Source organism: Flavitalea flava (assembly GCF_054461575.1).
This window is the reverse complement of sequence record NZ_JBTLQH010000012.1, coordinates 117,529-130,223: the sequence shown is the minus strand read 5'-3', so window position 1 is coordinate 130,223 and position 12,695 is coordinate 117,529. Positions and strand designations below refer to the sequence as shown.

Below are 12,695 nucleotides of genomic sequence, written 5' to 3'. Positions count from 1 at the left end.
CACCCTCTCTTATGGCTTGGAATACTCCCCCTTTAGGGGGTTGGGGGGTTAACTCATCCAATTTACTCCGGCTTCCGGATTCCACTTGATCGTGCTCTTCTTTAACCGGGTCCAGAATTCAATAGAACTTTTTCCGGTAATATCACCGACTCCGAATTTACTTTCATTCCATCCGCCAAAAGAAAATGGTTCACGCGGTACGGGAACCCCGACATTTACGCCAATCATTCCCGCGCTTGCCTTATCGATCACATACCGGGCGTAGCTGCCATTCTGAGTAAATACGGAAGCTGCATTGCCATAAGGGCTTGCATTTTCTATCTCCAATGCTTCATCCAGGGTGCCCACCCGCATGATGCTGATAACAGGACCGAAGATCTCTTCCCTGGCCACGGCCATTTCCGGCCGGACATAATCGATCACCGTCGGCCCTACATAAGTTCCTTTTTCCTTTCCTTTCACTATTGCGCCACGGCCATCGACCAATATCTTTGCTCCCTGTTCTTCAGCTTCTGTAATATACCTTTCAATTCTTTCTTTAGAAGCCGCATTGATCACTGCCCCCAGATTATGGCCCGGAATAATCTTCCGGGCTTCCTCACAGATCTTTTCCACGATCGTGCCCATTTCACCAACCGCAATCATGGCGGAAGCCGCCATGCAACGCTGCCCGGCGCACCCACTCATAGAGGCAGCTACATTCTGGGCTGTCATTTCCGGTTTGGCATCCGGTAATACGAACAGGTGGTTCTTTGCCCCGCCCAGTGCAAGACAACGTTTCAGATTATGAGTTGATCTCTGGTAAACCAGCTTTGCCACCTTGGTCGAGCCGACAAAGGATACAGCTTCAATTCCCGGATGATCACATATCGCCTGCACGGTCTCTTCGTCTCCATTCACGATATTAAAAACTCCGTCGGGCAGGCCGGCTTCCTTCAGCAAAGCCGCAATCAGGGTCAGGGTAAGAGGAACTTTTTCGGATGGTTTAACGATGATACAATTGCCCAGGGCCAAAGCATTGGGAATCGTCCAGTTCGGCACCATAGCCGGAAAATTAAAAGGTACGATAGAGGCTACCACTCCCAATGCTACTCTTTCTGTTCTGCATTCAACACCTTTGCTGACTTCAAGCACTTCACCGGTTACCAGTTGGGGCAGGGAAGTCGCAAATTCGGTAAGCTCGATGCATTTTTCTATTTCAGCAATGGATTCACCCATGGTTTTTCCATTTTCATCACTGATGGATTGAGCCAGCTCCCGGAGATTTTTTTCCAGTAAATATTTATAACGGAAGAATACTTGTACCCGTTCTTTTATGGGGGTTTTACTCCAATGCGGAAATGCTGCAGTGGCAGCTTTTACTGCCTCATCCAGATCAGCTGAGGAGGAACAAGGCATTTCTGCAAGTAGAGAGCCGTCTATAGGGGAGATAACCGGCAAAAATCGCTCTGTAGTACCTGCCATGAAATTCCCATTGACAAAATTTTTGAGACGTCCGTATTTACTCAGGTTCATTTTACAATTTACTGAAAAAATACTATTCAGTTACGTTTACCTGCCACAAGGATCTGAAAGGTTCCCGGCACCATTTTGGGCCTTTCTCCGGCCGCGCCTGGTTGGGTATCGGCTGCTGGTAAATATACTTCATGGGTCTTTTCATCTACGGCGAGGGTGCGGGCGCTTCTCTTGGTGGGAACATTATCAATGACGGAAAAGGAATTGGCAGAATGCTCCTGTATAATCGTCAGTTTACCTTCTCCACAGGAAGCAAAGACATAGTTCAATCCACCGTCAAAGGCCACTCCATCACATCCGTCCCCGATCGTCAGCTTATCTACGATTTTCCCATTGGTGGCGTCTACCACGATCAGCATTTTATCACAACCGGCAAACAGCCGTTTTGTTTTTGTATCGATAGCAAGCCCTGTTGGGCCATCGCCGGGAGTAATGGACCAACTACTCACCACCTTATTCGTAGTAATATCTACTACGGCGATCCTGTTCTTGTCCTCGATATTGATAAAAATTCTGCCGGCCTCATCCGATACGGCCGTTTCGGGTTTGCCTTCCACGGGAATGGTGGCAACTACCTTTTCGGAAACCGGATCTATTACGGAGAGATCATTGCTCCGGCCATTACAGGTAATGATCATTTTAGAAAAAGGATCATACATAATGGCATCCGGGTTTTGCCCTGTCGGGATCTGCTTTAGTATTCCGGCTGTTTTCAGATCGAATACGGTGACATTGTTTAACCGGCCATTACTGGTATATCCCTTACCGGTGGACTCGATAAAGGCAATTCCATGAATGCCGGTCGTATTGGGAATAACACCCACCGAATCGCCTGTTTTTTGGTCAAGAATATTCACCTGGGTGCCATGGGAGACATATAATTTTTTATCCGGGCCGACCGCAATATAATCCCAACCTCCGGAGCTGGCGATTTTATAGGATTTTATTACCGAAAAGCCACTGGGGCCTTGTGTTATTCCCGTATAGGAAACCAGGCAACAAACAATTATCAGGTAAAAAGGACGCAGGTTCATGTAAATTGGTTTTAAAATGAAAATGAATATGAAACTCAATTGTTCTCACCGGGGTTTGGTTGATCCTTATTTTCCTCTTTATCCTTTTTAAACTCCAGTTTTCCGAATTTATACGTGAAATTAATTCCAAATGAACGGTAAGGTATACGGCGAAGACTGTTCAAGGAAAAATTAGATCCTGTTATGGAAGTTTCCTGGTTTACATATTGGGCAAATGGATTGGTGGTCGTAAAGGCAATACTTCCTTTTTTATTCCATACCTGTTTTCGGAATGCAAAATTATAAGAAGTAAAGGAAGGGAATTTCCCTTGTATCTCATTGCGTGGCGAATTGAAATTACCAAAAAACTCCAGGATAAAAGTACGGGTAAGCTGGTAGGTGGCATTGATGTTCGCTCTGTAGTTGAAGGTACTGATGGGGCTGCCTCCCAGGAGTCCCGTGGTGATATACCGGTCAAAAAAAGTAAGATTGCTGCGGATATTTAATTTGGAGGTCAGGGGTACGGAGCCATAGATGTTCAAACCGAAATTATTCTCGGAGCCCACATTCACCGGTTTATTGACGGATACATTCGTATATACCGAATCGCCGATCCGGTAACTGGGATAATAAGTGATATAGGGCTGAATATCCTGGTCGGAACGTCTATAAAAAAGGACAATATTCAAGGCACTTCCTTTTTCAAAAGATTTACTATAGGTAAGATCGATATTATGGGAGATCTCGGGAGCCAGGTAGGGGTTACCGGTCGATATGTTTTTGGGGTCGCTGGCGTTCACGTAAGGGTTCAGGACCCTGTATGCGGGCCGCTGCAGTCTTTTGGAATAGCTTATCTTCAGCGTCTGCTCTTTTTCAAAGGAATGGGAAAGGATCAGAGAAGGTGCAAAAGTGTTATATCCGGGGATTACGGTATTGACAGCTTTGGAAAAACCGGCAGTGGTTTCAGTGCGTTCATAACGTAAGCCTCCTTTAACATCCAGCCATTTCAGGAGCGAAAAAGATAAGGACGCATATCCTGCATAAACCTGTCTTTTATAATTCAGCATATTGGATTGGGCGGTATCATACGTATAAACCGAAGCAGGCTGCTCCAGGGAATATACATCGGACGCACTGGTAATTTTCCTGAGTTGTATTCTGCCTCCGGTCTCCAGTTTCACCTTTTCGTTCAGGGGTTGAACATAGTCCAGCCGGAAGTTCGTCTCCTGATCCTTACCTGCGCTATTACTGTAGGAACCGGCAAATGCCGGATCATCGGGAGCCAGGCTTTGATCCTGGCTGTAGAACGACCGGTTATGTCCTACATTGGCCTGATAGGCAATATTCAATTCCTGATCTTCCTTTGAAAAAGTTTTTTTATAATTGATATCCCAGTCCATATAATGCCCCCGGAAATGACTGTTGGAATGGACAAGGGAATTGATGTCGGATATAGTATTTCCCGAAGGATTGGCATATTGGGTTTGTTCCTGATTGAAAGATCCTTTATTGTTATTCCCAAAATTATCATAGCCAAATGAACCGGAAAAGCTATTACGGTGATCGATCGTCCAGTCAAAACCTAGCCCGGATTCATAACCATTCCGTTCAAAAGAACTGCTCCCGTCCTGTAAAAGCCTTTCGTGCGTTTGGCTGCCCGTATCCACCGAATTTCGGTTGCTTTTATTGATGGTTGTGGCGGATAATTGTGCGTTCCCGCTAAAAAAAGCATTTAAGGCCAGGTTTCCTTTTCGGGCATTCAGGTTCAGGGAGCCATTCTCCAGGCGGGTTCCTCCGGTCAGGCTAATATTGCCATTTATCCCCCGCATTTTATTATCTTTCAAAATAATGTTGATGATGCCTCCTGTCCCCTCCGCATCATATTTCGCTCCTGGGCTTGTAATGACCTCAATGCTTTTTATCTGGCTGGCGGGAATGGATTGAAGTGCATCGGCAAGATTGTTTCCGAAAATACTGGAAGGTTTCCCATTGATAAGAAAAAGAATATCGGAGTTCCCTTTCAAGGTAACATTTCCATCCACATCAACAGCTACCATCGGCACTTTTTTCAGAATATCCGTAGCAAGGCCGCCCTGGGAAGTAATATCCTTTTCGGCATTGTATACCATCTTGTCGATCTTATTTTCAATCAGTCCCCGGGTGGCGGTAACGGTCACGCTTTGAAGGTCCTGCGTTTTTTTAGCCAGGAAAACATCTCCGAGAGAAATGTTCTGTGTTTTATTGGTCAAAGAAACCGGCCCGATCAATCGAGGTCCGTAGCCGATGAATCCGGCAGACAGGGTATAAATTCCCGGGGCCAGGTCGTCCAACGTAAATGTTCCATTTGAATGGGTAGTGGCGCCATTAATTGGTTTTTTATCTTTTTGCGTGAACAGCGTAACGGTAGCGTATTCAATAACAGCCTTCGATGCCGAGTCGATGATCCTGCCTGTTATCCTGCCTTTTTGGGGAGCGGCAGAACCGGTTACCTGGGACTTCCCAACCAACGAAACACAAACCAGTGCAAACAGGCTAATTACAAACTTCATGAAAAATCGTTACAAGGGTGAAATTCAGCAAGTCTGCAAATTATCTGTCCATTCTGTTTAAATCCTGAAGTAGTAAACCTGTAAACCGACCAAGGATAAGGGCTGGCAGCGTCGCCTCAGCTCACCCTTTTTCCGTGAAGGAGCATGTCTACCGCCTGATCCAAAGAGCCGGCCCTGGTGATCTCTCCTGAGTTCACAAAATAGATCTCATCGGCATTTTCAATGGTATTCAAACGATGGGCTATGATGACCCGGGTAGTGGTGTCCGGTAATTTATGCAGGATATCCTCCAGCATCTTTTCAGTAACCGTGTCGATGTTGGCGGTCGCTTCATCGAGAATCAGCAATTCAGGATTGCGCAAAACCGCCCGCATGAAGGCGATCAGTTGTTTCTGCCCCAGACTGATCCCATCGCCTCCTGAAATAACCGGGGTATCCAACCCTGCATCAAAACGGGTCAGCAAAGCTTCCAGGTTGGCCTGACGGATCACCTCCGCAAGTTGTTCGTTGGAATGATCCTTATACTGATCATTATTATATAAGATATTCTCCCTGACTGTTCCGGTGAAGAGAAAAGGCTCCTGTAAGATAAACCCGATCTTTCGCGACCTTTCCAGGTCGCTGTAGGAACGGATATCTTTTCCATCCAAAAACACCGTTCCTTCGGTGGGATCGTATAATCTTGCGATCAGGGAAGCCGTGGTCGTTTTTCCGCCCCCGGTCGGACCGACAAGGGCATATGTTTTTCCTTTCTCCAACCGGAAGCTATTCCGATGAAGGACTTCCTTACCATCCGGATAATGAAAGGAGACCTTTCTGAATTCCAGAATAGCAGGTGTAATGGACTTGTTACTGTCTGCGGCCCCATTACCGCTCAGGGAAATATTTTCCTGGCCTCCTGTTACGGTAACCAGGTCGGATTCCATCGATAAGATCCTGGATATCCGGTCCCATCCTGCCAGGGCAACCTGAAAATTAGCCCATAAAGCGGCCAGCTGACGGAGCGGGCTGTAAAAATTGTTGATATAGGCTAAAAAACTGATCAGCAGACCTATCGTGAAGTGGCCGGAAGTAATCAGGTAAATGCCAAAGGTCAATACGATCAGTTGACCCAGGTTGGCAAATAACCCTGATACGGGCATAAAAATATTATTCGCCAGACCGGCGCTTATGGCCGTCTTATAATTATCCTGATTGGCCTGTTCAAACCGTTTCCGGAAATAATCCCTCCGGTTAAAGGCTATAATGACCATAAAATTATTCAGGCTTTCCTGAATCTCGGCGCTCATCCCACCGACGCTTTGCATATTCACGGCATTCTTTTTCTTTACCCAGGGTGACAGGAGTTTGGTAAATACCCATAACAGGAGCGCAGGTGCCAGGGCTGCTGAACCCAGCTCCGCATGTATGCATAAAAGAAAAATTCCCGCGCCTGTCATGGTAAAGATGCTTCCGATAAATTGCATAAGGGATTGAGAAAAGAACTGGTTTAATTTATCCGTATCGTTATTCACCCTCGATATCAAATCTCCGGCCTTATTCTGATTAAAAAAGGCTACAGGCAATTCAAGGAGTTTATTGAAAACGGAATTGCGCAGGGTAAATAACATTCGTTGACCAAATCCTCCCATTAACCGGGTTTGGAAATAACTGGTACCCAAGCCGACGATATAAAGAATTAAAAGAATCCCCGCATTTATCAATACCCCATGGAATTCCTTGTGCTGAACATAACGGTCGATCGTCATCCCGATGACCATCGGCCCCAGCAGGTTGACGGAAGAATTGATCAGGATAGCGATCCCTGCCAGAATCAGCTTGTTTTTTTCACCCGACATCATTCCCAGCAGGCTCCGGAGAGAGGACCAGGTGGTATTCTTTTTTCCGGATGGTAAATTATCGGTATGGTTAAGATTGTAATTCACAATTTTCAGGATTGTATTTCTTTAGTTCTTTGATCGGTTAGTTCCCGATCTTTTAATTCTTGGATCAGTTAATTCTTCGGTCAGGATCTTAATTCGGTGGCGGTTGGCTCAAAATGACTGGTGCTTCGCTGGGAATCATAGATCTGCACATATTCCGGGCAGGACTCCATCAATTCTTTATGAGTACCCTTGGCAATCATTTCCCCTTCCATCAGGAGCATGATCTGATCGTATCCTTCGATCGGCGCTATTTTTTGCGTAATGGACAAAAGGGTTAACCCCGGGTAGTTTTTCTTTACATTCTCCAATATCTTTTCCTCTGTATTGGAGTCCACTCTTGCTGTAAAATCGTCCAATAATAAGATCCTTGGATTTAGCGCCAAAGCCCTGGCCAACATGATCCGTTGTTTTTGTCCGCCCGAAAGACTGCTTCCCCGCTCGCTCACGATCGTATTCAACTTATCCGGTAAAGAATCAACGAAGTCCTTTAGCTCGGCGGTAGCGATCGCTTTTTCCAGGAATTCGTCGGTTACCGTATCGCTGAACGCGATATTCTCCCGGATACTCAGATTGAATATAATGCTGTTTTGAAAAACAAAACCGACCTGTTGGTGGAAATTCGCCTTCTCATAGCTGGCCAGTTCCCGACCGTCAAATTCAATGGTGCCGGTAGTCGGTTTGATCAGGGCCGTGAGCAGGTATAATAACTGGGTTTTTCCGGCTGCAGTAGGACCGATAATAGCTGTTTGTGAACCGGCCGGCAGCGAAAAAGAAATATGTTTCAATGCCGGTTTTTCCCCATAGAAAACGGAGACGTCTTTAACCTCGATGGCTCCCTTCAGGTCCTCCCGGATCGTACCCGTGTCGGCGGTATCGGGTGCCTGTAATATCTCGTTCACCCGTTGGTAGGATGCTGTAGCCTGGGCAATCACATTGCTCATAAAACCGATCACCAGGATAGGGAAGATAAGCATAGAAAGATAGCTGGTGAAAGCAGCGAAATTTCCGAGGGACATACTCCCGTTTATAACAAAATGACCTCCCATCACCAGGATGCTCAGCGCAGCCATATTAGCGGTAAAGGTGATGACGGGAATCAGCATGGCAAAAAGCCGTAAAATGGAAATGCCAAGATTTAAAGCGCCTGTATTGGCTTCCACAAATTTATTGTACTCCAGTTGCTGTGAATTGATCACCCTGATCAGGGCCGATCCCAGGATACTTTCATTGATCACTTTGTTCAGCCAGTCAATAACCTCTCTGGCTTTTTTAAATAAAGAGCGCACTTTGCGCAGAACCAGGAAAAAGGTCCCTCCGATTATGGGGATGATGAGTAATACGACGAGTGCCAGTTTCCAGTTGATAATCAATAAAAGGGTAGCCCCTCCTACGATTATGAACAGAGAGGAAGCGATAGAGACAATGGCCTGGGAAACGAATAGTTTTATGGAATCTATATCCGAGGTCAGGTTGGTGAGTAATTTGGAAGGATTTGCTTTTTGTACAAAAGCATGGCTTTGCCGGGAGATCTTTTCCGATAGCCGTGTTCGAAGGTCCCGGGCAACCCGCTCCGAAGCATAGGTCTGAACGACGCTCTGCAAATAGCCAAAAATAAAAATGAAGAGCGAGGCAAGGGCAAATTCCCGGATTACCGGAGCAAGGCTGCCTTTATCCAACGTATATCCGTCGATGGCCTGAGCAATGATCCTTGGCAGCCATAAGTTGATGCCATTGCTGAAAAGCGCCAGCAGCACCAGTAAAAAGATGAGCCCTCTGTAAGGTTTAAGCAGGGAGGAAATACCGGGTGGTTTTTTCATTGGTTTTTGTCCTGTGGTCTTGTCCATATATATTTGCGTTGCCTTTAGCCTTCCTGTTTTTGATCCTGGCGTATGTAAAAATAAGAAACTATGGGCACTGACTCCCTGATTCTATTATTCAACTCATATATAAGATCATTTATTATGTATATATCTATCAACAAAATGACCATTTTTTCAAAAGCCTTTGCCGGGATTTTTCTGTCGGCTTCCTTATTTGGGGTTACTGTTACCCGAGCGCAGTCTTCTTCAAAACCTGCAGGAGAGGCCAAGGCTCCGGAAGGGGAATTGACCCGGTATGTCAGACCCATTATAGGGACCCAACGGATGGGACATACCTATCCCGGCGCCACCGTTCCTTTTGGAATGGTTCAGTTAAGCCCGGATACGGATACCATTCCGTATGAACAAAACGTAAAATATAACCCGGATGTGTATAAGTATTGCGCCGGGTATCAATATGATGATAGAACCATCGTCGGATTCAGTCATACCCATTTCAGCGGAACCGGTCATTCCGACCTTGGGGATTTTCTGATTATGCCTACAACCGGCGTTCTAAAGCTGAATCCGGGTACGGCGGAAAAGCCTGGTAGCGGGTTCCGGTCCGCGTTTTCCCATGAGACGGAGTTGGCAGAAGCAGATTATTATAAAGTAAAGCTGGCAAATTATAATATTACGGCGGAACTGACGGCTACTACGCGGGTCGGATTTCATCAATACACTTTCCCTGCATCGGATGATGCGCATATTATTTTAGACCTGATGAGCGGTATCTATAATTATGAAGATAAGAATGTCTGGACCTTTGTCCGGGTAGAAAATGATACCCTGGTCACTGGTTACCGTCAGACCAGCGGATGGGGCAGGACACGGATCCTGTATTTTGCGCTGAGCTTTTCCAAACCTTTTGTGCAATATGGCGGGAAGAACTATTCCAAAAAACAGGTATATAAAGGATTTTGGGGCAAATTCGACCAGGAGAAAAATTTTCCTGAAATGGCCGGCAGACAGATAAGGATGCATTTTGATTTCCAGACAAAAGAAGGAGAGAAGATAAAACTAAAATTTGCCTTGTCTCCGGTTAGTGCCGGGGGAGCCTTGCTGAACCTCCGGACAGAGACTCCGGGATGGGATTTTGAAAAGGTCAGACAGGAAGGTCAGGCTTTATGGAATACCGAATTAAAAAAAGTCCTCATAGAGGCTGGCCAGGAAGAAAAGATAAATTTTTATACTTCTCTTTATCATGCCTATATCAACCCCACTATTTATATGGATGTGGATGGATCCTACCGCGGACTGGATCAGGGAATCCATAAAGCGGAAGGGTTTACGAATTATACCACTTTTTCCTTATGGGATACACACAGAGCCTTGCATCCCTTATTTAATTTGCTGCAGCCCCACAGGAATGCCGATATGATCCAATCCATGATGGCTCATTATGACCAAAGTGTACAACATATGCTGCCCATCTGGTCCAACTCGGCGACAGAGAACTGGTGTATGTCGGGTTATCACAGCGTATCGGTGATCGCAGACGCAATTGTGAAAGGTAATACTCCCTTCGATGCGGGTAAAGCCCTGGATGCCTGTATAACCACTTCAAGGCACCGGGATTTTATGGGGTTGGGTTCTTATATCGATAAGGGATATGTCCCGGCTGAAATAAACGGGAATTCGGTATCAACTACCCTGGAATTCGCCTATGACGATTGGTGTATCGCTCAGGCCGCTAAAAAATTGGGCAGAACGGCTATTTACCAGGAATATCTCAAAAGGTCTGAAAACTTCAGGAATGTATATGACCCATCGATTGGATATATGCGACCAAGACTGAGCGATGGCAGTTTTAAAAAGGAATTTGATGTCCTGAGTACCAATGACCAGGGATTCATCGAAGGAAATGCCTGGAATTTCAGTCTGTATGTCCCTCATGACCCTGCAGCACTGATCGGCCTGATGGGTGGAAAGAAACGTTTTGTGCAACACCTGGACTCCCTGTTTACGATGGAATTGCCGGACAAATATTTCGCGGAAACCGAAGATATCACCAAAGACGGCATTATCGGCAACTATGTACATGGGAATGAGCCTTCTCACCATGTTGCCTATCTGTATAACTGGACCGATCAGCCGTGGAAGACCCAGGAAAAGATAAGGATGATCCTTCCCAAACAGTATCGCAATTCCCCGGATGGCCTTGGAGGAAATGATGATTGCGGTCAGATGAGCGCCTGGTATATTTTCAGTACCCTGGGATTCTACCCGGTAGCGCCCGGATCTGATGAATATGCTATTGGAAGCCCGGCGATCAATGCCGCCACCCTTGAACTGGAGAATGGAAATATCTTCCGGATCGAGGCCAGGGACCAGTCAGAAAAAAATGTATATGTCAAAAGGATCATCCTGAATGGGCAGCCGCTTAACCGGCGGACGATCACTCACCAGGAAATCATGAATGGGGGAAAAATGGTGTTCTATATGAGTGCAAAACATTAAAGTGAAAATTTAAATAAAATAGATAACTCATTGCAAATAGGGTAATTGTAGAAAGTTGATATTTTCAAAATCAAGCCATAGGAATTACCGGGTTTTATTCATATATTACTAATAACGATTATGCATTTTTATTAGTCAATGTTAAAAATCCGTCGCATGAAAAAGATCAATCACCCTTTCCAATTTGGAGAAAAGGCCAGCACCATTCTTGCTGCCTTAAGTTTTCTGGCTATTATCGGTTTGCTGACTTACCTGTTCATTTCCGGCACCATCAAGAGTTAAAGAGATAATTGTTAAATAGATAACGAAAAACAATATGTCCAGGCGCTCCATTAATTTTGGAAGCGCCTTTTTTCTTTTTTCGCTTTTGGGATGGTTATTTAATAATGATGCCCTTTCCTTTGAACCATTCAACAGAAGGATTATCCGGTTCTCCATTGTAATTGATGGTAATTTCTTCATTCGGGGCAATGGGTCTGACGGAAAAGATTTCCATGGTCTGCGTCTCATGGTTCATAAAATAACTGGCATTGGATGGACAGGAATGGTTGTATAGGGAAGCAAAGCCCAGGCCTATGCAGAGTTCACCGTATTCCTTATCCCAGAAAAAGACATATTGATTTAAGAAGGTACTGGTAACCAGGTAAAAATCTTCGGGTTTCAGGATCAACAGTGGACATGACTCGATAAGTTCACCATCTGGGATAGCCTGACCGGAGAAAACTCCTCGTCCCCGCTCCTTTACTTCCCGGATATATAGGGGAATACTCATAGCATATCGTTTTCCGGTTCTTCGTTTATGGGATCGAACTCCACCAGGGAAGCATCCAACGGATCTCCATTGTAATTAATCGTAATTTCTTCTTCTGCCCCGATATCACGAAAAGCGATGAACTCCATCACCTTCATTTTTAAACGGATTTTGTACCGGGCATTGGCAGGGCAGGCATGATTGTAAAGCGAGCCATACCCCAATCCGATCAGGCAACATTCTCCCTTTTTACCATGTAAAAAATAATACGGATACAGCGATGATTGTTTTATGGAAGAAGATTCTGCTTCATTAAGAAGGAGAATCGGAGCCAGTTCGATTAGTTGGCCTTTGCGGATAGGAATGGATGTAAATACTCCCCGCCCATGAATAGGGCTTGTTTTTATCTCCAGATGATCCGGTTTCAGGGCGATTACTTCCGGATCAATTATTTTGAGTGGTCTGTTTTCAACCGGCATAGGCACGATGTTATTATTACTTAACCGGGCAAAGGCCGGTAGCACAGGGGCAAAACTACAGGTATTATCCCATTGTTGAAAACTTGCACAATCGATTGTTATGGCTCCGCAATCGTTTGTGTTTGGCGAAATGCCCGTCACCCG

At 45.5% G+C, this 12,695-nt stretch carries 9 protein-coding genes; 2 read left to right on the top strand and 7 right to left on the bottom strand.

Translation table 11 applies throughout. The features are described from left to right. Nucleotides 1-48: 48 nt before the first annotated feature. The 5 genes from ACX0G9_RS13670 to ACX0G9_RS13650 form a co-directional block, all read right to left on the bottom strand. Nucleotides 49-1,515: a CoA-acylating methylmalonate-semialdehyde dehydrogenase gene (locus ACX0G9_RS13670; RefSeq protein ID WP_459065479.1), complete on the bottom strand. Its 1,467-nt coding sequence runs from the start codon at nucleotides 1,513-1,515 to the stop codon at nucleotides 49-51. Nucleotides 1,516-1,541: 26 nt separating this feature from the next. After that, nucleotides 1,542-2,549, bottom strand: a complete 1,008-nt coding sequence (locus tag ACX0G9_RS13665; protein WP_459065478.1) for a YncE family protein — start codon at nucleotides 2,547-2,549, stop codon at nucleotides 1,542-1,544. Between the two features lie 35 nt (nucleotides 2,550-2,584). After that, nucleotides 2,585-5,077 (bottom strand): TonB-dependent receptor domain-containing protein, encoded by a 2,493-nt coding sequence (locus ACX0G9_RS13660; protein WP_459065477.1) that lies wholly within the window; start codon nucleotides 5,075-5,077, stop codon nucleotides 2,585-2,587. Between the two features lie 116 nt (nucleotides 5,078-5,193). Then, nucleotides 5,194-7,002, bottom strand: coding sequence for an ABC transporter ATP-binding protein (locus ACX0G9_RS13655; RefSeq protein WP_459065476.1), 1,809 nt, complete (start codon nucleotides 7,000-7,002; stop codon nucleotides 5,194-5,196). A gap of 80 nt (nucleotides 7,003-7,082) precedes the next feature. After that, nucleotides 7,083-8,819 carry an ABC transporter ATP-binding protein gene (locus ACX0G9_RS13650; protein WP_459065475.1) on the bottom strand — a complete coding sequence of 579 codons (1,737 nt, stop codon included), beginning with the start codon at nucleotides 8,817-8,819 and terminating at the stop codon, nucleotides 7,083-7,085. A gap of 144 nt (nucleotides 8,820-8,963) precedes the next feature. Here ACX0G9_RS13650 and ACX0G9_RS13645 point away from each other — a divergent pair, with 144 nt between their 5' ends. Both ACX0G9_RS13645 and ACX0G9_RS13640 read left to right on the top strand, forming a co-directional pair. After that, nucleotides 8,964-11,321 (top strand): GH92 family glycosyl hydrolase, encoded by a 2,358-nt coding sequence (locus tag ACX0G9_RS13645; RefSeq protein ID WP_459065474.1) that lies wholly within the window; start codon nucleotides 8,964-8,966, stop codon nucleotides 11,319-11,321. Nucleotides 11,322-11,477: 156 nt separating this feature from the next. Next, a complete protein-coding gene (locus ACX0G9_RS13640; RefSeq protein ID WP_459065473.1) occupies nucleotides 11,478-11,603 on the top strand; it encodes a hypothetical protein in 126 nt (41 codons plus the stop codon). 94 nt (nucleotides 11,604-11,697) lie between these two features. Here ACX0G9_RS13640 and ACX0G9_RS13635 read toward each other — a convergent pair whose 3' ends face one another. Both ACX0G9_RS13635 and ACX0G9_RS13630 read right to left on the bottom strand, forming a co-directional pair. Continuing rightward, a complete protein-coding gene (locus ACX0G9_RS13635) occupies nucleotides 11,698-12,093 on the bottom strand; it encodes an SET domain-containing protein-lysine N-methyltransferase (protein WP_459065472.1) in 396 nt (131 codons plus the stop codon). Beyond that, complete coding sequence (locus tag ACX0G9_RS13630; protein WP_459065471.1) at nucleotides 12,090-12,692, bottom strand: SET domain-containing protein-lysine N-methyltransferase; 603 nt, start codon at nucleotides 12,690-12,692, stop codon at nucleotides 12,090-12,092. The genes ACX0G9_RS13635 and ACX0G9_RS13630 overlap by 4 nt, the downstream gene beginning before the upstream one ends. Nucleotides 12,693-12,695 lie beyond the last annotated feature (3 nt).